The sequence below is a fragment of the Streptomyces sp. NBC_00376 genome (assembly GCF_036077095.1).
In the GTDB taxonomy this organism is placed as follows: Bacteria; Actinomycetota; Actinomycetes; order Streptomycetales; family Streptomycetaceae; genus Streptomyces.
In genome coordinates this window covers 799,083-820,767 of sequence record NZ_CP107960.1, presented here as the reverse complement: position 1 = coordinate 820,767, position 21,685 = coordinate 799,083, and the positions used below count along the sequence as shown (strand labels likewise).

The window sequence follows — 21,685 nt, the reverse complement described above, 5'->3', positions numbered from 1 at the left end:
GCACGGCGAAGGGCCCGGCCGGGTCGGCCGGGCCCGTCCCCCCGCGCGCAGAACGCGGGGCGCGCACGAAGCGCCAGGAGCGTGGAGCCTACTGCTGGCCCTTCTGCTGCTCCTCGATCGACTTGCGGACCTCATCCATGTCCAGCTTCCGCGCCTGCCCGATCACATCCTCCAACGCCGCCTCCGGCAGCGCTCCGGGCTGCGCGAACACCGCCACGTTCTCCCGGACGATCATCAGCGTGGGAATGGAGCGGATCTCGAAGGCCGCCGCCAGCTCCTGCTGGGCCTCCGTGTCGACCTTGGCGAAGACCAGGTCGTCGTGGCGCTCCGACGCCGCGTCATAGACCGGCGCGAACTGCCGGCACGGGCCGCACCAGGAAGCCCAGAAGTCGATCAGGACGAAGTCGTTGTCACTGACGACCTGATCGAAGTTTTCCTTGGTGAGCTCAATGGTGCTCATTGTCTGATACCTCTTCCTGTGCCCGCTCGGACCTGTCCCGACAACGGTGTGTGCACCTGCGCTATTCCGCCTGCCCATGTGGCCGCCGCGCACACCCCCGACCAGACTGTCCCCATGACAGATCCTTCACTGAACGCCGAGTACGACGTCGTGGTGATCGGGGCAGGTCCGGTGGGCGAGAACGTCGCCGACCGGGCCCGAGCCGCCGGACTGAGCACCGCGGTCGTCGAGGCGGAACTCATCGGCGGCGAATGCTCCTACTGGGCGTGCATGCCCAGCAAGGCCCTGCTGCGCCCGGTGGTCGCCCGCGCCGACGCCCGCCGCGTCCCGGGCCTCAGCGACGCCGTGCAGGGGCCGCTGGACACCGCCGCGGTCCTCGCCCACCGTGACGCGTACGCATCGCACTGGAAGGACGACGGGCAGGTCGCCTGGCTGGAGGGCATCGGCGCGGACATCTACCGGGGCCAAGGCAGGCTCACCGGCGAGAAGGCGGTCTCCGTCACCGCGCCCGACGGCACCGAGCACCGGCTCACCGCCCGCCACGCCGTCGCCGTCTGCACCGGCAGCCGCGCCGTCGTCCCCGACCTGCCCGGCATCGACGCGGCCCGCCCCTGGACCAGCCGGGAGGCGACGAGCGCCAAGAAGGTGCCCGGCCGCCTCGTGATCGTCGGCGGCGGCGTGGTCGGCGTGGAGATGGCCACCGTCTGGCAGGCCCTCGGGGCCCGGGTGACGATGCTGATCCGCGGCAGCGGCCTCCTGCCGAAGATGGAGCCCTTCGCCGGCGAGCTGGTCGGGCAGGCGCTCACCGAGGCGGGCGCCGACATCCGTACCGGGGTCTCGGTCGCCGCCGTACGGCGAGCGGTCCCGGACGGCCCGGTCACCGTGGAACTGGACGGTGGTGATCACATCGAGGCCGACGAGATCCTCTTCGCCACCGGCCGGGCCCCGCGCACCGAGGACCTCGGACTCGAAACGGTGGGCCTGGAGCCCGGCAGCTGGCTCACCGTCGACGACAGCTGCCGCGTCGACGGCTCCACCTGGCTCTACGCGGTCGGCGACGTCAACCACCGGGCGCTCCTCACCCACCAGGGCAAGTACCAGGCACGCATCGCGGGTGCCGCGATCGCCGCCCGAGCCGCCGGGGCACCGCTGCTGGGGACCGACTGGGGCGCCCACGCGGCCACCGCCGACCACGCGGCCGTCCCCCAGGTCGTCTTCACCGACCCGGAGGCGGCCTCGGTCGGCCTCACCCTCGCCGCGGCCGAGCGGGCCGGCCACCGGGTCCGGGCCGTCGATCACGACCTCGCCGCGGTGGCCGGTTCCGGCCTGTACGCGGACGGATACCGGGGCCGTGCCCGCATGGTCGTGGACCTCGACCGGGAGATCCTGCTCGGCGTCACCTTCGTCGGGCCGGGCATCGGCGAGCTGCTGCACTCGGCGACGATCGCGGTCGCGGGCGAGGTCCCCATCGACCGGCTCTGGCACGCCGTTCCCGCGTACCCGACGATCAGCGAGGTCTGGCTGCGGTTGCTGGAGGCGTACCGGGACGCGTAACCGCCCGGGGGCGGGCCGGTGGTGAGGGCGGCGGCGAGCGGTGACTCGGTGCACGGCGGGGCGGTGAGGGCGGCATGAATGCCTCCAACAAGGCTCGGCTCTACGGGGGTTGGGGTGCGGTGAGCAGTATGGACGTCGGTCCCGTCGTCACGGCCGAACCGTTCCGCAGTACCGCGGTGCCGTCCGCGATCCGCGCGACGGCGCCGAGGCCGTGACTGACCAGCAGCCGCGCCGTCCCGTCCTCCTTCGCCCCGGTGCAGCAGCTCGACGACGCGCGTGCCGATCAGCACTACGCGGAACTGCGTTCCTTCTTCGCCGAAGCCGAAGCCTCGGCGGGACCGACCGGCGCCTGCACCACGATCAGCGCCTCCGGGGCGTCGACCTGGCTGAAGGCCGAGAGCAGCAGGTCGAGCCCGCCGTGGCGGGGGAGCAGAACCGAGATCCGGCGGGCCGTCAGATCGCCGACGCCCAGGCACCCCCACCACGGGGCCGGCTCGGGGAAGTCCGCGCGCAAGGCCGCGTAGGCGCCGCGGGGAACCGGCCGGCGACGACGGGATGCCCGGCGGGCCCCGGATGCAGCCGGTCCAGGCCCTCGGGCCCCAGCAGCGGTCCGGCCTCGCGCGGGCCGAAGACATCGGGCCCGTCGATGTGGTGGAGATTCAAGTCGCCTTGTCCGCAGGGGGGTTCGAGGGAAGGTGATCGAGTGCCTCGGGCAGCACCAGTTCCCGACGGGTCCTCCGTCGAAGTCGCCTTCGTCGTGCGCCCAGCGCCAGCCCAGGGTCAGCGGCCGTAGTGCTCGGCGAGGGCGGACGCCATGGCATCCGCCCAGGGCTTGCCCCTTCTCCGGCTCCAGTCACTCGTCGCCGGGGTCCCGTCGGGAACGCCGGGGCGGCCGGGCATCCGATCGGCGGGCCCGAGGGACCGCACCACCTGTGGCGCCGACGCGCTGTCGAAGGGGTGACGGGCGGGGTCCACATCGTCCCAGGCCAGAAAGCAGGGAGCCAGCTCGACAATCACCGCGCAAGCCTGCATTTCCACCCGACTGTTCCGCAAACGGATTACTGCAGGGCGGGGTCGGGCGCGGGGGACAACGGCTGTCCGCACCGCAGGTTCCACCGGCGGGAACGCCCGCTGAGCGCGGTCAGCGTCAGCGGGGCGACGTCCAGCCGCCAGAACGCCTCCACGGGCAGAGCGAGTGCCGCCACCATCATCGCCCGTACCACCGCGGGTTCGACGACGCCCAGCACACGGTGGCCTCCGGTGCCCTCGGCGGACTCCGTCGTCCCCACCGTCTCCAGCCAGTGTTCGGCCCGGAGGCAGAGATCCAGCAGGGACTCGCCGCCGTGGGGAACCGCCGACGGATCGGTCAGCCAGGCCGACACCGCCTCCGGCTCGGCCGTGCTCACCGCTGCCAGCCGCCGACCGCTCCACCGGCCCATGTCCCAGCCACGGACAGCCGGTTCGGGTTCGGCGCGGAGCCCCAACGCGTCGGCGGTCCCGGCGCACCGTTCGGACGGCCCACGCAGATACCGGTCGGCGGCGGGCACCGCCGCGGCGACGGCCCGCGCCCGGCGGGCCCCGGCCGCGTCGAGCGGCGCGTCACCGTCGAAACGGGCCTCCCGCAGCGCGGCGTTGAGCGCCGGTGAGATCAACATCACCTGTACGGTCATGACCCGGTCAACTCCCTGAACTCTGGCCCCATGGGTGTGTCCACCATGGCATCAGGACGGTCCGGCCGCCGTCGGCACCATGGCAGGGGGCTGCCCCCAAGGAGTATCGTCACGACGAGCATGACGTAGGTGCGACGGAAGTCCGGTGAGAATCCGGCACGGTCGCGCCACTGTGAACCCGTCTCCGCGCGGGAAGTCAGACCCAGCACCTACGTCTCAGGCACCACGATCGGGACGCGTGTTCCCTCAGGAGGTTCTGCCATGGCACAGACTGCTGCCCCCGCCACCGCCGTACCGGCGATCACTCCCATCTCCCTGAAGGCCATCGCCCCTTGGGCGGTCTTCTTCGGCATTCTCATGCTCGTGCTGCTGTACTTCGTCGGCGCCGAACAGGGCGCCACCGCGGTCATCTCCGGCGAAGGTGTCCACGAGTGGGTCCACGACGGCCGCCACCTCCTCGGTTTCCCCTGCCACTGACGTACCGTCCGATCCTGGGGAAACCTCATGAACTCCATATCTGTCAGAGCCCTGCTCGTCCGCGGCATGCTGGCCGGCCTCGCCGCGGGCGCGCTCGCCCTGCTGGTCGCCTACTTCCTCGGTGAGTCGCGTGTGGACGCGGCCATCGCCCTGGAGGAATCGCACAGCCACCACCATGACGGCGGCGAGGAACTGGTCAGCCGAACCATGCAGTCCACCGCAGGCCTCGCCACCGGTGTACTGGTCTTCGGCGTCGCGATCGGCGGCATCGCCGCCCTCGTCTTCTGTTACGCCCTCGGCCGGATCGGCAGATTCGGCCCGCGGGCCACGGCCGCACTGATCGCGGGTGCGGCCCTGCTGACGGTGTACGTAGTCCCGTTCCTGAAGTACCCGGCCAACCCGCCGGCCGTCGGCAACCCCGACACCATCGGCCGGCGTACCGCCCTGTTCTTCCTGATGGTCGCCCTCAGTGTGCTGCTGGCCGTCGCCGCGGTCATCCTCGGCAAACGGCTGGCTCCCCGCCTGGGCAACTGGAACGCGACGATCACGGCATCCGCCGCGTACGTCCTGGTGATCGGGCTCGCCTGCGCGTTCCTGCCCTCGTACAACGAGGTCGGCAAGGACTTCCCGGCCGCACTGCTGTGGGAGTTCCGTCTGAGCACCCTCGCCGTGCAGACCACCCTCTGGGTGGCCTTCGGGCTTCTCTTCGGCTATCTGACGGACCGGCTGCTCGCGCCGGGCACCGGCGCCGTCACCACCGCGAACGGCGGCGCCGGACGGGCGGCCACCGCGGCCGGCTGACCGGCACCGCCCACGCGGGCCGACGACCGGAATCCCGCCGGGACCTCCCGGCGGAGTTCCGGCGTCCCGCCCCGCACAGGCTCACCGCTGGGGCCGCGGGCCCCAGTCGATCCGGTAGTACTTCAGCCGCTCGTCCTGCTTCACCAGGCGCATGCCGACGGCTTCCATGACGCGCTGGGACGCGGTGTTGTCCAGGTCGCTGTCACCGTGCGCACGACTCACCCCCTGCTCACGGGCGAACAGCAGCAGGGCGCGCAGCGCCTCGGAGGCGTAACCCATCCCTCGTGCCGAGGGGACGAGGCCGTAGCCGATCGTGACCTCCCCGTTCTCGTCCGGCGCACCGTGGAATCCCATCCCGCCGATCACCAGCCCGTCGGTGCGGCGCCGTATCTCGTACGAACCGAAAGGGCTGGGATCGCCGGTCGTCGCACAGGTGTCGAGGAAGCGCTCGGCCGCGGCCATCTCGCCGGGGGACGGGTAGCCGGGTGCCCAGCGGTCCCCTTCGCCCGGCGTGCCCGAGAGCACCCGCAGGGCGTCGGAGCCGTTCATCAGGCGGAGCAGGAGGCGCGGAGTGACGATGTGGGTCATGAGGGAGTGAAGTATCACGCGGGGCGGGCAGGCGGCATCCCGATTTGCCGGGATGCCGCCGTGGCGCCGATGCCCGGCTCACGAGCCGACGGACCCCCCGGTGCTCGTCCGCCCCGGGCCGGAGTCGAAGTCACCGGCGAACGCCGCGGCCATCCGCAGATGACCGGCCGCCTCCGCGCCCCGCCCCTGCCGCTCAAGGGTGCGGCCCAGCATCAGCCGCGCGTAGTGCTCCACCGGGTCGAGCTCCAGCACCGCCCGCAGCTCCGTCTCGGCCTTTCCGAGCCGCGCCGAGTGGTAGTAGGTCCGGGCCAGCAGCAGTCGCGGCGACACCTGCTCCGGGACCTCCTCGACCAGCCCCTCCAGGATCCGGGCCGCGGTCATGTACTCCTTCGCCTCGAAGAACATCTGCGCACGGTTCCAGCGGTCGGCAGCCGTGCCGAACTCGTAGTAGGTGTCGCTCACTTGACCTCCTTGGTCACGGACCGCGCCGGGGTGGTGCCCCGTTTCGTCCAACCGCGGGCCGAGCCGCTGCCCGGCCTCCTTGTGATTGCCTGAACCCCACCTGGTGGTTGAATATTCCACTAAATTATCGGCGTGGGTACCGGCGCTCCCGGGCCTGCTCGGGAATAGGTTGAGCGCCATGAGCAATCTCGATCGCCAGGCCGCACTCTCCGTCTGCGGAGGACGGGGCTTCGTCGTCGCCGAGCCCGTACGGGAACTCCTCACCCCCCGCCACGTCCGGCTGGGCGAGTCCACCGAGGTCCGCAGGCTGCTGCCCAACCTGGGCCGCCGGATGGTCGGTGCCTGGGCCTTCGTCGATCACTACGGCCCCGACGACATCGCGGACGAACCCGGGATGCAGGTGCCGCCCCACCCTCACATGGGCCTGCAGACGGTCAGCTGGCTGCACGCCGGCGAGGTCCTGCACCGGGACAGCCTCGGGAGCCTGCGCACGATCCGGCCACGCGAACTGGGGCTGATGACCTCCGGCCGGGCCATCAGCCACTCCGAGGAGAGCCCGAAGGCCCACGCGAGGTTTCTGCACGGCGCCCAGCTCTGGGTGGCGCTGCCGGCCGCCCACCGCCAGGTCGAGCCCCATTTCCAGCACCACACCGACCTGCCGACCGTCTCCGCCCCGGGCCTCGTCGCCACCCTGATCCTGGGCGAACTCGACGGCACCACCTCGCCCGGCACCACGTACACCCCGATCGTCGGCGCGGACGTCGCCCTGGCCGCCGGCGCCGAGGCCCGACTGCCGCTCGACCCCGACTTCGAGTACGCGGTGCTCTCGATGTCCGGCCAGGCCGAGGTCGACGGTGTGCCCGTGGTCCCAGGCTCCATGCTCTACCTCGGCTGCGGCCGCACCGAACTCCCGTTGCGCGCGGACAGCGACGCGGGCCTCATGCTCCTCGGCGGCGAGCCCTTCGAGGAGGAGATCGTCATGTGGTGGAACTTCATCGGCCGGTCCCACGAGGAGATCGAGGAGGCCAGGCAGGCCTGGATGGAGAGCTCCCGCTTCGGCGACGTGAAGGGCTACGACGGCGACCGACTGCCCGCGCCCGAACTGCCGCCCGTCGCGCTGAAGCCGCGGGGTCGGGTGCGCTGAACCGGAGCCCCGGCCGCCACCCCGTCCGGAGCGGGTGGTTGACCGCCAGGGCCACGCCTGCCCGCACGGCCGGCCTGCCGCGCAGGCCCCGCGCGGGCAGGAGCGCGGCAGCGCTTCGACAGATCCGCGCCGTCGAGCACGAGTTCAGTCGGACGATGTGACGGGGGACCACATGCCGAACCACTGCTCGGCGCCGTAGGCCTCATACCGCTCCACCTCGATGAACCCCAGCTTCGCCGCGAGGCGCATCGAGCGGAGGTTGGCGGTCTGGGTGGCGAGCACCACCGGTTCGCCGGGAAGCGCGCCGGCGAACCAGTCGAGTGCCGCTGCGCATGCCTCAGCGGCGTATCCGTGCCCCCACGCCTGCGGCAGGAACAGGTAGCCGAGCTCGGTTTTCCCGGCAGCCTGACGAAGATGCCCCGTGTCCTTGACGAGCGTGATCTGGCCGATCATCGCTCCGCCGAGATCGACTATGAAAAGGCCGGGGCGCCGACTGGGTGTCCCGGGCATCGCGTGCTCGAGCTCGTCACGCGGTCGAGGGCCACCGAGGTAGGTGCCCACCTCCGGCGAGGCCAGCAGTTCGATGAGCGCGGCACGGTCCCGGGCCTCGGGCTCACGGAGCACGAGTCTCCCGGTCTCGATCGGGGCAGGTGGCCAGGGGATGGGTCCGAGCTCGGTCATGCCGGTCAGCCAATCAGCAGACTCGGCAGCGATCAAGATTCGCGGGAGGGCCGCCTGTTCACACTGCAGTCGTACACCCACAGCCCTGGAGTGAACCACGTGGAAGTGCATCCCGCCCGTCGCCGGGCGGCCCGGCCGGCCTCGGCGGCGACTCAAGAACGCCAGATCATGATCGCGTCATGGGCTCTCATGGCCTGCACGGGGGCAGAGACCCTCTCCTCCTGCCCGCGTGCAAGCCGTACCGGCTCCCCGGTTCAGGCAGGTCCTGTCAGGTGCTGCCACACCGTCGGGTCCGTGCGGGGCCCGCCGCGGGTGTCCGCGCCGTACCTGGCGATCTCGGCGTCGAGGTCCAGGGGGCGGGTGGGAGAGGTCATGGCCGACAGTTCGGCGACAACCGCCCCGTCCGGGACCAGCCAGCACACCTCGAAGTCCAGACCGTCCGGGTCACGCGCATAGAGCGCCTTCGTGGAGGCGTGATTGCTCGCCCCGGTCAGCGCACCCGCCTCGGTGAGACGGGCCTGCACACGGCGCAGCTCGGCCAGGGTGTCGACCTCCCAGGCCAGGTGATACAGCCCCACCGTCCCGGCACGGTGGCCGCCGGGCGCCGTGTCCCGGGCCTGGAACAGTCCCAGGTCGTGGTCGTTGGCGGAGTCCGCCGCCTGAAGGAAGGCGGCCCCGGGGAACGCCTGGGGCAGCGCCCTGAAGCCGAGGACGTCACAGTAGAAGGCCGTACTGCGCGCCACATCGGACACGAACAGCACGGCGTGGTTCAGCCGGTGGATCGGCATGGTCGGGATCGGCTCCATTCGCGAAAGGGTCTGCGGTCACAATGAAGTATTCGGTGCCGGTCACTCGGCCCCGCACCGGGATGGGCAGCCGTTCCAACGGGCAACACACCGGCCGGCATCGACTCCACGGGAGAACGGGCCATCGGTCGCCAATGGCACCTCATGAGGGTGCAGGGCCCAAGTGTCCTCGGGGTGGCGGACCAGGTGCGGGGCGAGTGTGCCGGTGATGATCCGGGTGAGCCGGACCGGGATCTGCTGGAACTGATTCCTCTCGTACTCATGCCGGTCCGACGGCGTGTGCGGATGTTCAGAGTGGCGAGCCGTTGTGTCCGCCGAACCATGCCCGGGTTTCCGGCTGGTTGGGTCGGACGAGGGCGAGGATCGCGGGCACCAGCCAGGCGACCCCGAGAATGGGCATCACCTCGAAGAACACCACGGTGAAAGGCAGGGCGGTCCAGCCGTACGCGAAGGCCGAGGTCCGCAGGCCGGGGTTGCGGGTGGGGAACTTGAGGGCGGTGATGACGCCCCAGGCCGCGACGGCCAGCACGAGGATCCCCGCGAAGACGACCTGCCCCGAATGCGCCTCGCCCTGCGTCGCGCCCCACGGATTCGGCTCGCCCTCGCCCCAGATCGACGTGGCGATCGCCACGCTGTTGCTCACCAGGGCGAGCCCGAGCACGGCCTGCATGCCGCCGAGGACCATCATCAGGACCCGCAACTTCCGTACCGGGTCGGGCATGGGGACCCCGGGGGGAGAGGGGGGACCACCGGGCCCCCAGGGCCGCCCCTGTCCCGGGCCATCGCCGTCGGCCGGACCGGGATTGCCGCTCGCCCGGCTGCGCTCTCCGTGCCGCCCGTTCCCGGGCCCGTTCGGGTCATCAGGTTCCATCTCGGCTCCCTCCATGACAAGCGTGACGCGCCCACGACATACTGCGGTTGCGCGGGGATCGGCCGTCGAGTGCGCGTCCGGCGAACACAACGCGTGGGGAGTCCGCGGCTTTCGTCGATACCGAGGGGCAGGGGGACTGTGGTCGGGGGACGCATCGTCCGGGTCCGCCGCGCGGGCGGCGGAGCGGCGCCCTCCGCAGCAGGCGGAGCCGGAGGGTACTGATCCTGCGGAACGCGCTGATCACGCTCGCCTTCGTCGGAGTCGCGGCGATCGGTGATCTGCTCCACATCGGCGACGGGGCGAGGGCATTGGTCGGGTTCGCCGCGTTCCTGATGCTGCTGCGGCTCTTCGGCCTGCTGGGCCAGAACGACGGGCTCGTGGTGAACGACCTCGGCATCGGAGTCGGCTCCGCCATGAACCTGGCGGTGCTGCGCTGGGCCGACGCCGATGCGGTCGAGCTCGGGCAGGAGGCGGGAGAAACCGTGCTGACGGTGCGGATGCCCCGGGGCCACCGGCTGCCCGAGGCGTTCCTGAAACCTCGGTGGGTACGCAGGAGCAAGGACGGAACCATCCACATCCGGACCGCTTGGCTGACTCCGAGCCCCGGCACGGCGCCCCTTGCCGAAACGGTCCGCTCCTTCGCCACCCGCCACGAGGTACCCGTCACCGAGAACCACGACGGCTCCTAGACGGATGAGCCCGATGTGACCAGTGATGGAAGGCGATGGGTGGGCGGCTCACCGATACGCCGATCTTGTTGCTGAACCAGATGTCAGGGCGGTCGTCCCGTCCATCGCGTTCCTCCGGTCCCGTCGTCGATCTCCGCATAGAGTGCGGTCAGGAAGGTTACCAAGTCGGCTGTCAAAAAAGGGACTTGGATGCCTTCGGCCGGTCCGCACACCCGATGTCCGGGCCCATCGCTCGAATCAGCTCTCCCATGCGTCGACTGAACGGAGTCCCACAGTCATGCCGGACACAACCACCGCCCGCCTCGGCCGTCGTGAGGTCCTGGCCCGCTTCCAGCAGGCGATGCTCGACAAGTCCGCGGACGACCTGGCCGACCTCTACGCGGTCGATGCCGTCCATGAGTTCCCCTTCCTCTCTCCCGGTATGCCCGCGCGTTACGAGGGGCGCGAGGAGATCCGTGCGGGCTATCGAGCGGCCTGGGGCGCAAGTCCGGTGCAGCCGCAGGAGATCCGCGAAGTCGGTGTGCACGAGAGCACCGACCCCGAGGTGATCACCGTCGAGCAGGTCGTCACCGGGACCGTGGCCACGACGGGCAAGTCCTTCAGAATCCCCGGCCTTCTGGTGATCCGGGTCCGAAGCGGTCGGATCGTGCATGCCCGCGACTACATGGACGGGCTCGGCGTGGCTCACGCCATGGACCGACTGGACGCCGTGGTCGCCGGCCTCGGTGACCGCGGCTGAGGCTCCGACCGCGGACGCATTCCTCCAGTTGCCGTACTGGGCATGGCTGGGTGTGGCGTCGTACGGGCACGCGTCCCGGCCGCCCTGCGCGCAGTTGGACCTCGCCTCCGCCTGCTCGCCCGGGTCGGGTTGTCAGTGGGTGAGGTCAGGGTCACGCCCATGGCCAACCGTTCTTACCTCTATTCAGCGGGCACGTTGCCGACCGCGGCGACGAATCCGGAGAAGAACCGGTGCATCTCCGAGCACAACTGGAGCATTCCGCCGGCGCACAAGCTGCTCGTCGGGCGTGGGACGGAGACAGTCCCGTCCATGCTCTGGAACATGCGTATAGGCATCGCGGCTGACTTCGCGGGCGGCGCCGCCCTGCTGGGCGATCTCCTGCGCGTGCTCGGGCAAGGGCTCGCGGGCGACGGCGACTTCGCCGAGTGCGTCGCCAGGACCACGGCTCACCTGGACAAGCAGCGGGACACGTACTTCGTGCTGGAGACGGGGGAGATGGTCGCGCTCGGCGACGAGGATCCCGAGGAGGCGGTGCGGTACCTGGTCTCCCGCACCATCCCCGACGCCGTGGCCCGTGCCGAGGCGGCGATCGCCGGGGAGGACGACGAGTGGCTCGCGTCCCTCCGGGCCGACTGGCAGAACCACTTCGCTTCCTTCTACAGCGAGGCGCTCTACTTCTCGTTCCCCGACGAGTAGGACGAGTAGCGGGGGCACGGGGGCCGTGCGGTTCGATCGCGTCGGCCTCTCAGCTTCCTCTCAGCCGGTGTCGCGCAGCCTTGAGGTGACAACCTTCACGCACCGGATGAGGGGGAACCCATGGCCTCCCGAACCGTCGAGCTGCCGGTCGCCCCGACAGGTGACCGTGCCGGACCGAGGAGAACGGGCAGCGCGCACGGGCTGAACCAGTTCTTCGAGGCCGCCTGCGACCGCACACCGTCGGCCGTCGCGCTCGAATGCGGTGCACACCGGCTGAGCTACGCGGACCTCGACGCCCGGGCCAATCGGATGGCCCACCACCTGCGCCGGCTCGGGATGGGGCCGGGCAGGCTCGTGGCACTGATGCTGCCGCAGTCCGTTGAGACGTATGTGTGTCTGCTGAGCGTCTGCAAGGCCGGGGCGGCGTTCGTGCCGATCGACCCTGCCGCGCCGCCCGACCGGGTCGCCTTCATCCTGCGGGACGTCCGCGCCGCCCTGATGCTGACCACGTCCGCTCTCGCCTCCGGCGCCGACTGGGCGGGGCGGTGCCGGGTGTGCCCGGTGATCGAGGTCGACGCATGCGCCGGGGATCTCGCCCTGCTGCCGCCCTCGCGCCCACCTGTCGAGGACCGGGGCGTGCAGGACCCACTGGCGTACATCATGTACACGTCCGGCTCCAGTGGCAGGCCCAAGGGCGTGGAGATCGCCCGGTCGAGCATCTGCAACTTCCTGCGCGTCGTGTCCCCGGTCTACGGTGTCCGGCCGCAGGACCGGGTCTACCAGGGCATGGCCATTTCGTTCGACTTCTCCATCGAGGAGATCTGGCCGACCTGGGCGGCCGGCGCGACGCTGGTGGCCGGACCGGCCGGCCCCGGACGGCTCGGTGCGGAGCTCGCCGATTTCCTCCAGGAGCGCGAGGTGACCGTCCTGTACTGCGTACCGACGCTGCTGGCGACCATTCCTCGTGATCTCCCGCGGATCCGTAGCGTCGTCGTGGGCGGTGAGGCATGCCCCGCCGCACTCGTCGAGCGATGGAGCAGACCGGGGCGGCGCATGCTCAACACGTACGGGCCGACCGAAGCCACCGTGACCGCCACCTGGCAGGAACTCCTGCCGGGCCGGCCGGTCACCATAGGCCGGCCCCTGCCGACGTACTCGGTCGTCCTCCTCGACGAACGGCGCCGCCCCGTGCCGCACGGCGACATCGGCGAGATCTGCCTGGGCGGACCCGGACTGGCCAGGGGCTACGTGGGACGGCCCGACCTGACCGCCGACCGCTTCGTCGAACATCCCCTGGCCTCCGGAACCGGAAGCGGCCTTCTCTACCGCACCGGCGACCTCGGCCGGATGACCGCCGACGGGGAGCTCGAGTACCTCGGCCGGTCCGACGCGGAGGTGAAGATCCGCGGGTACCGAGTGTCGCTGGAGGAGATCGACAGCGTACTGATGGAGGACCCCGGCATCGCCCAGGCGGGCACCGCCCTCGTGAACGCACACGACGGCGAGGGCTTCCTCGCCGCCTACGTGGTGCGCACCGAGGACCACGAAGCCGGCGACGAGGATCTCACCGCCCGGCTGCACGAGCGCCTGCGTCGGTCGCTGCCCGCCTACATGTTGCCGTCGACCCTGGACTTCCTCGGCCGGCTGCCCGTCATGCCCAGCGGCAAGACCGACCGCACACGTCTTCCCACACCGGCCGGCCGCCGGTTCGCCGGGAGCGGCCGCGTGGTGCCTGTCCGCGGGGACCTGGAGACGACCGTGCGCGACGCCTGGGCGGAGGTACTCGGCATCGGCCCCGGGGAGTTGTCGGCCCAGGCCGACTTCTTCACCGAGCTCGGCGGCCATTCGCTGCTCGCCGCCCGTGCCGTGTCGGTGCTGCGCGGCCGGAACGGCACGGCCGGTGCCACGCTGCGGGACATGTACGAGCACCCCACCGTGCGGGCGCTCGCGGCACACCTGCGTCCGTCGGCGGGCCCCTCTTCCGGCCCGGCGGCGGGGCAGCCCCGTCCCGCCCCTGTCCGGCACGGCCGAGGACGGATCGCCCGTGCAGGACTGGCCCAGGCGGCGGTGCTGTACGGGGTGCTCCTGCTCCTCACGGGCCCTGTGGCCGTCTCGTACTCGATGCACCACGGCAGGGTGTCGGGCTGGGGAGCGGTGGGGCCCGCCATAGCCGTGCTGGCCGGTTACACCGTCGTCCGCTGGCTCCTGCCCGTCGCTCTCGCCCGGCCGCTGGCGGCGGGCATCAGGCCCGGCGACTACCCGTTGTGGGGAGCGACGTACCTGCGGATCTGGGTGCTGGACGTGCTGTTGCACGGCATCGGCCCCCTGCGGACCCTCAGCGGTTCGCCCATGATGGGCCCCTACCTGCGGCTCCTGGGCGCGCGCATCGGTCCCGGCACCGCCATCGCCACCGCCCTGATCGGCCTGCCCGCGATGCTGCGCATCGACCGGGACGCCGCGATCGGCTACGGAGCCACGCTGCGCCCCTGGCAGGTCGCCGACGGCCGGGTCACGGTCGCCCCGATCATCATCGGCGAGCGGGCGTTCGTGGGAGCCAACGCGGTCTGTGAGCCCGGCGCCCGCCTGGGACCCGGCGCCGCCCTCGGTGAGCAGTCCGTGGCGGGCCCGGACGAGGCGGTCCCCGCGGGTGCCCGCCGCGCCGGATCGCCCGCACGCCCCGTCACCGCACTGTCACCACCCGTCGAGGCGATGCTGCGGACCCGGGGCCGGACGGACCGCTGGCGACCGCCCCAACTGCTCGCCGTCCTGCTCGGTCTGGTCCTGATCGAGGCCACCGTGGTCGGCACGGCCCTGCCGAGTGTCGCCCTGTTCTGGTGGGGCTGGTCGCACGGCGGCATGGCCGCCGGACTGGCCGCCGCCGCGCTGTCCGGCCCTGTCTTCGTGGTCACGGTGTGCCTGATCGTCGCCGTCGGCAGGCGAACGGCCCTGCCGAGGACACCCCCGGGAAACCACCCGGCGCGCTCGGCGCTCGGCGTACGCAAGTGGATCGCGGACAAGCTGCTGGAACTCAGCCTCCTGTTCACCAACTCGCTCTACGCCACGCTCTACACGGCCCCGTGGCTGCGGCTGCTCGGCGCCCGCGTCGGCCGGAACGCCGAGGTTTCCACCGTGTCGCACATCGACCCGGACCTCCTCGCCCTCGGCGACGGCAGCTTCGTCGCCGACATGGCCGGAATCGGCGTCGCGTCCTTCGCGGCCGACCGCATGACGTTCGCGCCCACCGGCGTCGGTGAACGTTCCTTCGTGGGCAACGCTGCGCTCGTCCCCGCCGGAACACGTGTCGGTCCCGGGAGTCTGATCGGTGTGGGCACGGTCCCCTCCACGGACCAGGTGCCCGCCGGCAGTACGTGGCTGGGTTCGCCCGCACTGCGACTCCCCGTACGTCAGGAGAGCGGGGCATACCCCGAGGAGCTGACGTTCCGGCCCTCCCACAGGGCCGTGCTGGTCCGTCTCGCCATCGAGTTCTTCCGGGCCACCATGCCCGCCTCGGTCCTGACCGCCGGCGCCTGCCTGTACCTGCTGGCCCTGGCCGCCACCGCGCGCCGGACAGGGCCGGTCGTGCCGCTGCTGGTGTCGCCCCTGCTCGCCATGGGCGCCGCGCTGGCCGTCATCGTTTACTGCGTGCTGGCCAAGTGGGCGGTCGCCGGACGGTACCGGCCACGGGTCGAGCCCCTGTGGAGCCTGTTCGTGCGCCGCACGGAGTTCGTCACCGGCCTCTTCGAGGCGGCGGCCGTCCCGGTGGGCGTGGGCACCCTGGTGGGGACGCCGTTCCTGCCCCCGGTGCTGCGCGGGCTCGGTGCCCGAATCGGACGGCGCACCTGGATCGGCACCACACACCTCACGGAGTTCGACCTGGTGGAGGTGGGCGACGACGCGGCAGTCGGCATGAACGTCTCGTTGCAGAGCCATCTGTTCGAGGACCGCGTGATGAAGATGTCGACGGTGACCATCGGCGCCGGGGCGAGCATAGGCCCGCGCAGTGTCGTGCTCTACGACACGGTGGTCGGCGCCGGTGCCCGGCTCGGGGCCCTGTCGCTGGTCATGAAGGGCGAGCGGCTGACACCGGGAACGGACTGGCAGGGACTTCCGGCCGAAGGGGCCGCCCCGGCGTCCACCGGCAGCACGGCCACGCCCACGCACCGGGAGAGCACGCCATGACACGCTCCGGGCACCGTCCGCCGGCCCTCGTCTACCGGGGGCCGGCCTCACGGCCCGGCTGCCCCGAGGCGGTGGCGGCCCTCCTCGCCTCGGCCCCATGGAACCTGGACGTCCGCTTCACCGGGCCCCACGAGGCGCTTCCGCTGACGGCCCGGACCCTGTCCCACGCCGCGCTGTACGCCCAGCCCGGCGGCGGCACGCTCCCGTCCGCGTACCGGAGACTGCGACGGCAGCGCGGGGCGGTGCGCGACTTCGTCCACGACGGCGGGCGCTACCTCGGCTTCTGCCTCGGCGGATACCTCGCCGGATCCACTCCGGGGTTCGGTCTCCTGCCCGGTGACGCCGACCAGTACATCGCCTCCCCGGGTGCCACGGTCCACGACGAGCGCGACACGGTGATCGAGGTGTTGTGGCGGGGCCGCCCACGTACGGTGTTCTTCCAGGACGGCCCGTTCTTCGTCCTCGACGAGAGCGCCGCAGCCGCCGTCGGCGCGCGGATCATCGCCACCTACGACAACGGCAACACGGCCGCCCTCGTGGCCCGCTACGGCAAGGGACGCGTTGCGGTCACCGGACCGCACCCCGAGGCGACGCCCGACTGGTACACGGACCACGGTCTGCCGGTCCAGCACACACGGGACCTGGCCGAGGAGCTGGTGGAAGCGGTGATGGGGGAGTGAGACGCAGACATGCGACCGGTCCGCGCCCCGGGGCACGGACCGGCCGCATGCACTGTTCGTGATGGCTGTTCCTGCTTCCGTCACTCAGCTGAGGGGCCGGTCGGTGACACGCGAAGTACGGGCCAGACGCTCCCGTTGTCCGGTGTCCGTCCGCCGTCGTCCTCCGGGCCGCCTGTCGTCCAGCCGCTCGTCGGATTCCCGCGGGTCGCGGCCGCGGTCGCGCCGCGTGCGCTCCGGGACTTCCTCGTCCCTGCCCCGGTGTCCGTCTCTGAGGTCGCTCATCGTTCCTCTCCTCGTCTTGCCTGTCAGTGTCCGACTGACGACTCCAGCCTGTGACCGGGGCGCTGAGAGGAGGCTGAGAGGCGGCCCGTTTCTCAGCGTCCTTTAAGGAACAGCCGTTCCGGCCCGGCGCTAAGGTGGAAAAAGAGGTCACCATGCGGATGCTGATCACCGAGGACGAGCCCGCGCTCGCCGATGCGATCGCCGACGGGCTGGCCGCAGAGGGGTTTGTCGCCGACATCGCGCACGACGGGGCGGACGGCCTGTGGCGTGCCCTGCACGAGCCCTACGACATCATCGTGCTGGACATCATGCTGCCCGCACTGTCCGGATACGAAGTCCTGAAACGGCTGCGCGCGGCCAAGGTCTGGACACCGGTGCTGGTACTCACGGCAAAGGACGGCGAGTACGACGAGGCGGACGCCCTCGACCTCGGCGCCGACGACTACCTCAGCAAACCGTTCTCCTACGTGGTGCTCGTCGCCCACCTGAGAGCCCTGCTGCGCCGCGGCGCACCCGCCCGGCCCGCCGTGCTCCGCGCCGGCGACCTCACCGTGGACCCCGCCGGTCACCACTGCCGTCGCGGCGAACGCGAAATCGACCTGACGGCAAGGGAGTTCGCGCTGCTGGAATACCTGCTCAGGCATGCCGGCGAGGTGATCAGCAAGGCGGACATCCTCACCCACGTCTGGGACGAACACTTCGACGGTGACACCAACATCGTCGAGGTGTACATCGGCTATCTCAGACGCAAGATCGATGCCCCGTTCGGCCGCCGGACCATCGAAACCGTCCGCGGTGCGGGCTACCGGCTCCACAGCACCGCTGGATGACCGATGGCCGCCGATGTCCGCTCCTGGTGGTCCCGACGGTCGCTGCGGCTGCGGCTGACCGCCGCTGCGGCCCTGGTCATGGCGGCCGGGCTGGCCGGAGCCGCCGTCCTGCTCGTCGTCTGGCTGCACGGCAGTCTGATCGCCGGTCTCGACCAGACCGCCTTCCAGCGCGCGCAGGTCGTGGCGGCGGACGCGGACACCAACCAGATCGGCCCGGAGGTACCGGCCACCTCCCACGCTGAGGCCGCCGTACAGATCGTCGACGTCAAGGGGAAAGTGGTCGCCAGCTCGGCCAACCTGCGCGGCCTGCCACGGGTGTTCACCTTCCCGGCCAGCCGCTCCGGCACCCCGCGGGCCCACACCGTCCACGACCTTCCCGAGCACGAGTACGGGAACTGGCGCGCCGTCGGCGTCCCTGCGGGCACGCCTGGCAACCCCGTCACGGTGTACGTGGCCCTGCCCACCGAAAGCGTCGACCACGGACTTGCGCAGCTCACCGCGGGCCTGGCCACCGGCGTGCCGGCGGTCGTCGCCCTGCTCACCGGAGTCGTATGGCTGTTCACCGGGCGCGCGCTGCGGCCCGTGGACGCCATGCGCGCCCAGACGGCCGAGATCACCGAGTCCGACCTGAGCCGCCGCCTCGACGTACCGCCGGCCGACGACGCGCTCGGCCGGCTGGCCGCCACCTTCAACGACCTGCTGGGCCGTCTGGATGCCGCGACCCGGCGACAGCGCCGGTTCATCGCGGACGCCGCCCACGAACTGCGCAGTCCCCTCAGCACCCTGCGCACCCGCCTCGAAGTCGCCGACCGGCACCCGGAATCCACCAACTGGCAGACCCTCGTACCCGCCCTGCTCCGGGAGACCGAGCGGCTGAACGGTCTCGTCGACGACCTCCTGCGGCTCGCACGGCTCGACGCCCGGCCCCGGCTGCGGACCAGTCCCGTGGACCTGGACGAGATCGTCTTCGCCGAGGTACGCGAGGCCCGCAGCCGCACCGGACTCGTGATCGATCAGCACGCCGTCGGCGCGGCACGCCTGACCGGCGACGAGGACGCCCTCGCCCGCGTCGTGCGCAACCTCCTGGACAACGCGCTGCGCCATGCCTCGACCCGGATCGACATAAGCCTCCGTACGCTGCACGACACCGCGCGACTGGTCGTCGCCGACGACGGCCCCGGCATTCCCGGGGCGGACCGGGAACGCGTCTTCGACCGGTTCACCCGCCTGGACGACGCCCGGGCCCGGGACACCGGCGGCAGCGGCCTCGGCCTCGCCATCGTCCGCGACATCGTCGAGGCCCACCACGGCACCATCCACATCGAGGACAACCGGCCGGGTACCCGGCTGATCGTCCTGCTGCCGGTCGCAGGACGGTAGGTGTCGCAGGCCCCCGTTTGATAGGCAAGTCGATGCTTGCCTATGGTGTGGGGCGTGGCGGATGATGTCTTCAAGGCGCTGGCCGACCCGACGCGTCGGCGCATCCTCGACGAGCTGGTGGAACGGGACGGCCAGACCCTGTTCGAGATATGCACACGGCTGGTGACCAAGCACGGTCTGGGGCTGTCCCGCCAGGCGATCAGCCAGCATCTGGCCGTACTGGAGTCCGCGGGCCTGGTCCGTACGCGGCGCCAGGGCCGCTACAAGTTCCACGACCTGAACACCCAACCCCTTGAGCGCATCGTGACCCGGTGGCTCAGGCCCGGCAATCCGGAGAGCACCCCATGAGGATCCACCTGTCCAGTGTCTTCGTCGACGACCAGGACAAGGCCCTGCGCTTCTATACGGACGTGCTGGGCTTCGTGAAGAAGACCGAGGTCCCGTTGGGCAAGGACCGGTGGCTGACCGTGGTCTCGCCGGAGGACCCCGACGGCACCGAGCTGCTGCTGGAGCCCGACAGTCATCCCGCGGTGAAGCCGTACAGGACCGCGCTGGTCCAGGACGGCATCCCGGCCGCGTCCTTCGCCGTGGACGACGTGAACGCGGAGTTCGACCGGCTGCGCGGGCTCGGGGTGCGTTTCACCCAGGACCCGCTGGAGATGGGCCCGGTCACCACCGCCGTGCTGGACGACACCTGCGGCAACCTGATCCAGATCGTGCACAGCAAGTAGGACCGGAGCGGACCGTACGGACGGTGGCTGTCGTCAATCGCGCGTCAAGGGCCGGACCTGCGGGATCAAGGGATCGCTAACGGAGAGGTCCGGCCCCGCATGAGCGGGCATAGCGTCGTTGCATGCCCCGGATCGCCAGTGGTCCGGGGGCGATGTACCCGTCTCCACGAGGAGTGCCATGAACGACAGCCGGCCTGCCGAGGACCCCGACCCCCTTCGACCGAGCCGGACCGGAGCACTGTTCGTTCCGGTCCGGCCGGGGCCCGTGGGCCACTGCGCCCGCCTCTTCCGTACGCCCCTCGGTGTACGCACCGCCGTCGCCTTCACCGATGACCGGCGGCTGACCCGCACCCTCGGACAGCACCAGCCCTGGATCCGCCTCTCCGAGCCCGCAGTGCGCGCCCTCGTCGCACCTTTGGGGGTCGTCGATCTCCTCGTCGATCCACTGTTCGCCGTCCCGGGGCCCGATGCCGCCGCCCCTGTTGCGCGGCGCCCCCGCCGAACGGCCCTCGTGCCACAACACGACCGGCGGACGGCAGCCGTCTCCTGCGGCAACCTCCTGATCGGCTGAGGGAACACCATGACCACAACACTGCGCGGGCTGCCGGCTCAGTCTCCGGCTTCGGTTCCGCCCGATGAACGGGCCGCCGCTGGACTGTCCGTCTGGCCCGCGTCGGCGCGGCTCACCTCCCATGGCGATGTCGCGGTGGGAGGCGTCCCGCTCGTCGAGGCGGCCGAGCGGTTCGGCACACCGGTGTACCTCCTCGACGAGGGCGAAGTACGCGAACGCTGCCGTACCTATCTGCGGTCCTTTCCGGACACCGACGTCGTCTACGCGGCCAAGGCGTTCCTCTGCCGCGCACTTCTGCACTGGGTGCGGGAGGAGGGCCTCGGTCTGGACGTCTGCTCCGCTGGCGAGCTGGAGTCCGCCGTGACCGCCGGCTTCCCGCCCGACCGCATCGTGCTGCACGGCAATGCCAAGAGCCCGCACGACCTGGAGGCCGCGCTGCGCCTTGGCGTCGGACGGATCGTCATCGACAGCGCGTGGGAGATCGCCAGGCTGTCCGCGCTCATCCCGGACGGCGCCCGCCAGAAGGTGCTGGTACGGGTGGTTCCGGGCGTGAGCGCGGGCGGCCACGCCGCGATCCGCACCGGTACGGACGACCAGAAGTTCGGACTGTCGATCAACGACGGGAGCGCCGCGCACGCCGTCGCCCGGATCCTCGACCAGCCACGGCTCGAACTCGTGGGCCTGCACTGCCACATCGGTTCGCAGATCACCACCGTCAAGCCCTACCTGACCGCGCTGCGACGCGTCGTCGGGCTGCTCGCCCAGATCCGCAACCAGCACGGAACGGCGCTGCCCGAACTGGACCTCGGTGGCGGACACGCCGTCGCCCACCGGCCGGGGGAGGCCGCGCTCGACATCCCGACCCTCGGCGCCCGGATCCGTCGCGAACTGGCCGCGAACTGCGCCGCGGCCGGCATCCCCGTGCCCCGGCTCACCGTCGAACCCGGCCGTGCGCTGGTCGGGCCGGCAGGCGTCGCGCTGTACCGGGTGCTCGCGGTGAAGAGGACCGGCGACCGCACCTTCGTGGCCGTGGACGGCGGAATGAGCGACAACCCACGGCCCGCGCTGTACGGCGTACGTTACGCACCCCGGCTCGTCGGACGACGCTCGACGGCGGGGCCCTGCACCACGACCGTCGTCGGCCGGCACTGCGAGGCGGGCGACGTGCTCGCCGCCGATGTGACCATGCCCGGCGACATCCGCCCCGGGGACCTGGTGGCCGTTCCGGTCGCGGGCGCGTACCACCTCTCCATGGCATCCAGTTACAACGCGGTCGGCCGTCCGCCGGTGGTCGCCGTCACGGACGGCCGCGCACGGCTGCTGGTCCGCCGTGAATCCCTCGCCGACATCAACGGCCGCGACATCGGTCTGTGAGCCGTGGCCCTTTCCCGGGC

Annotated in this window: 25 protein-coding genes and 1 riboswitch; of the genes, 15 read left to right on the top strand and 10 right to left on the bottom strand. The window is 71.3% G+C overall.

Annotated features, from left to right (window positions below; all coding sequences use genetic code 11):
• Positions 1–88: 88 nt before the first annotated feature.
• The gene (trxA, locus tag OG842_RS03855) at positions 89–460 is read right to left on the bottom strand and encodes a thioredoxin (RefSeq protein ID WP_266727428.1); all 372 of its coding nucleotides are present in this window, start codon (positions 458–460) and stop codon (positions 89–91) included.
• Positions 461–574: 114 nt separating this feature from the next.
• On the opposite strand from trxA, the gene OG842_RS03850 reads away from it, so the two are divergent.
• Positions 575–2,014: a dihydrolipoyl dehydrogenase family protein gene (locus OG842_RS03850; protein WP_266727427.1), complete on the top strand. Its 1,440-nt coding sequence runs from the start codon at positions 575–577 to the stop codon at positions 2,012–2,014.
• A 289-nt stretch (positions 2,015–2,303) separates the two neighbouring features.
• Here the strand turns inward: OG842_RS03850 and OG842_RS03845 are convergent, their stop codons facing one another.
• The 3 genes from OG842_RS03845 to OG842_RS03835 all read right to left on the bottom strand — a co-directional run bounded on the left by OG842_RS03845 (position 2,304) and on the right by OG842_RS03835 (position 3,684).
• A complete protein-coding gene (locus OG842_RS03845; RefSeq protein WP_266727426.1) occupies positions 2,304–2,528 on the bottom strand; it encodes a hypothetical protein in 225 nt (74 codons plus the stop codon).
• A 266-nt stretch (positions 2,529–2,794) separates the two neighbouring features.
• Positions 2,795–3,031, bottom strand: a complete 237-nt coding sequence (locus OG842_RS03840; protein WP_266727425.1) for a hypothetical protein — start codon at positions 3,029–3,031, stop codon at positions 2,795–2,797.
• Between the two features lie 41 nt (positions 3,032–3,072).
• Positions 3,073–3,684, bottom strand: a complete 612-nt coding sequence (locus OG842_RS03835; RefSeq protein WP_266727423.1) for a histidine phosphatase family protein — start codon at positions 3,682–3,684, stop codon at positions 3,073–3,075.
• A 109-nt stretch (positions 3,685–3,793) separates the two neighbouring features.
• A riboswitch (adenosylcobalamin (AdoCbl) riboswitch) is annotated at positions 3,794–3,942 on the top strand.
• A gap of 3 nt (positions 3,943–3,945) precedes the next feature.
• On the opposite strand from OG842_RS03835, the gene OG842_RS03830 reads away from it, so the two are divergent.
• Both OG842_RS03830 and OG842_RS03825 read left to right on the top strand, forming a co-directional pair.
• The gene (locus tag OG842_RS03830) at positions 3,946–4,161 is read left to right on the top strand and encodes a CbtB domain-containing protein (RefSeq protein WP_124720415.1); all 216 of its coding nucleotides are present in this window, start codon (positions 3,946–3,948) and stop codon (positions 4,159–4,161) included.
• Positions 4,162–4,188: 27 nt separating this feature from the next.
• Positions 4,189–4,962, top strand: a complete 774-nt coding sequence (locus OG842_RS03825; RefSeq protein ID WP_266727421.1) for a CbtA family protein — start codon at positions 4,189–4,191, stop codon at positions 4,960–4,962.
• An 81-nt stretch (positions 4,963–5,043) separates the two neighbouring features.
• Here the strand turns inward: OG842_RS03825 and OG842_RS03820 are convergent, their stop codons facing one another.
• Both OG842_RS03820 and OG842_RS03815 read right to left on the bottom strand, forming a co-directional pair.
• Positions 5,044–5,550 carry a GNAT family N-acetyltransferase gene (locus OG842_RS03820; RefSeq protein WP_266727419.1) on the bottom strand — a complete coding sequence of 169 codons (507 nt, stop codon included), beginning with the start codon at positions 5,548–5,550 and terminating at the stop codon, positions 5,044–5,046.
• A gap of 78 nt (positions 5,551–5,628) precedes the next feature.
• On the bottom strand, positions 5,629–6,012 hold the full coding sequence (locus OG842_RS03815; RefSeq protein ID WP_266727417.1) for a tetratricopeptide repeat protein: 384 nt from the start codon (positions 6,010–6,012) through the stop codon (positions 5,629–5,631).
• Between the two features lie 178 nt (positions 6,013–6,190).
• Here OG842_RS03815 and OG842_RS03810 point away from each other — a divergent pair, with 178 nt between their 5' ends.
• Entirely contained in the window at positions 6,191–7,156 is a 966-nt protein-coding gene (locus OG842_RS03810; RefSeq protein WP_266727415.1) for a pirin family protein, read from the top strand.
• Positions 7,157–7,300: 144 nt separating this feature from the next.
• Here OG842_RS03810 and OG842_RS03805 read toward each other — a convergent pair whose 3' ends face one another.
• From OG842_RS03805 to OG842_RS03795, 3 genes are all read right to left on the bottom strand, one after another.
• Entirely contained in the window at positions 7,301–7,837 is a 537-nt protein-coding gene (locus OG842_RS03805) for a GNAT family N-acetyltransferase (protein ID WP_266727413.1), read from the bottom strand.
• A 254-nt stretch (positions 7,838–8,091) separates the two neighbouring features.
• Positions 8,092–8,643 carry a VOC family protein gene (locus tag OG842_RS03800; RefSeq protein WP_266727411.1) on the bottom strand — a complete coding sequence of 184 codons (552 nt, stop codon included), beginning with the start codon at positions 8,641–8,643 and terminating at the stop codon, positions 8,092–8,094.
• Between the two features lie 289 nt (positions 8,644–8,932).
• A complete protein-coding gene (locus OG842_RS03795) occupies positions 8,933–9,364 on the bottom strand; it encodes a hypothetical protein (protein ID WP_266727410.1) in 432 nt (143 codons plus the stop codon).
• A gap of 458 nt (positions 9,365–9,822) precedes the next feature.
• On the opposite strand from OG842_RS03795, the gene OG842_RS03790 reads away from it, so the two are divergent.
• The 5 genes from OG842_RS03790 to OG842_RS03770 all read left to right on the top strand — a co-directional run bounded on the left by OG842_RS03790 (position 9,823) and on the right by OG842_RS03770 (position 16,497).
• The gene (locus tag OG842_RS03790; protein WP_266727409.1) at positions 9,823–10,203 is read left to right on the top strand and encodes a hypothetical protein; all 381 of its coding nucleotides are present in this window, start codon (positions 9,823–9,825) and stop codon (positions 10,201–10,203) included.
• 277 nt (positions 10,204–10,480) lie between these two features.
• Entirely contained in the window at positions 10,481–10,942 is a 462-nt protein-coding gene (locus tag OG842_RS03785; protein ID WP_266727407.1) for a nuclear transport factor 2 family protein, read from the top strand.
• A 159-nt stretch (positions 10,943–11,101) separates the two neighbouring features.
• Positions 11,102–11,638 carry a DUF7822 domain-containing protein gene (locus OG842_RS03780; protein ID WP_266727405.1) on the top strand — a complete coding sequence of 179 codons (537 nt, stop codon included), beginning with the start codon at positions 11,102–11,104 and terminating at the stop codon, positions 11,636–11,638.
• 120 nt (positions 11,639–11,758) lie between these two features.
• Positions 11,759–15,817, top strand: a complete 4,059-nt coding sequence (locus OG842_RS03775) for a Pls/PosA family non-ribosomal peptide synthetase (protein WP_266727403.1) — start codon at positions 11,759–11,761, stop codon at positions 15,815–15,817.
• Complete coding sequence (locus OG842_RS03770) at positions 15,814–16,497, top strand: BPL-N domain-containing protein (protein ID WP_266727401.1); 684 nt, start codon at positions 15,814–15,816, stop codon at positions 16,495–16,497. The genes OG842_RS03775 and OG842_RS03770 overlap by 4 nt, the downstream gene beginning before the upstream one ends.
• An 84-nt stretch (positions 16,498–16,581) precedes the next feature.
• On the opposite strand, the gene OG842_RS03765 is transcribed toward OG842_RS03770, so the two are convergent.
• On the bottom strand, positions 16,582–16,779 hold the full coding sequence (locus OG842_RS03765; RefSeq protein ID WP_266727399.1) for a hypothetical protein: 198 nt from the start codon (positions 16,777–16,779) through the stop codon (positions 16,582–16,584).
• A gap of 152 nt (positions 16,780–16,931) precedes the next feature.
• Between OG842_RS03765 and OG842_RS03760 the strand changes: the two genes are divergently transcribed.
• From OG842_RS03760 to lysA, 6 genes are all read left to right on the top strand, one after another.
• Complete coding sequence (locus OG842_RS03760) at positions 16,932–17,609, top strand: winged helix-turn-helix domain-containing protein (RefSeq protein ID WP_266727397.1); 678 nt, start codon at positions 16,932–16,934, stop codon at positions 17,607–17,609.
• A gap of 3 nt (positions 17,610–17,612) precedes the next feature.
• A complete protein-coding gene (locus OG842_RS03755; RefSeq protein ID WP_266727395.1) occupies positions 17,613–18,989 on the top strand; it encodes a HAMP domain-containing sensor histidine kinase in 1,377 nt (458 codons plus the stop codon).
• A 54-nt stretch (positions 18,990–19,043) separates the two neighbouring features.
• Positions 19,044–19,337, top strand: coding sequence for an ArsR/SmtB family transcription factor (locus tag OG842_RS03750; RefSeq protein WP_266727393.1), 294 nt, complete (start codon positions 19,044–19,046; stop codon positions 19,335–19,337).
• Positions 19,334–19,720, top strand: coding sequence for a VOC family protein (locus OG842_RS03745; RefSeq protein WP_266727391.1), 387 nt, complete (start codon positions 19,334–19,336; stop codon positions 19,718–19,720). The genes OG842_RS03750 and OG842_RS03745 overlap by 4 nt, the downstream gene beginning before the upstream one ends.
• A 178-nt stretch (positions 19,721–19,898) precedes the next feature.
• Entirely contained in the window at positions 19,899–20,291 is a 393-nt protein-coding gene (locus tag OG842_RS03740) for an SAV_915 family protein (RefSeq protein WP_266727389.1), read from the top strand.
• 9 nt (positions 20,292–20,300) lie between these two features.
• Complete coding sequence (gene lysA / locus OG842_RS03735; RefSeq protein WP_266727387.1) at positions 20,301–21,665, top strand: diaminopimelate decarboxylase; 1,365 nt, start codon at positions 20,301–20,303, stop codon at positions 21,663–21,665.
• Positions 21,666–21,685: the final 20 nt, after the last annotated feature.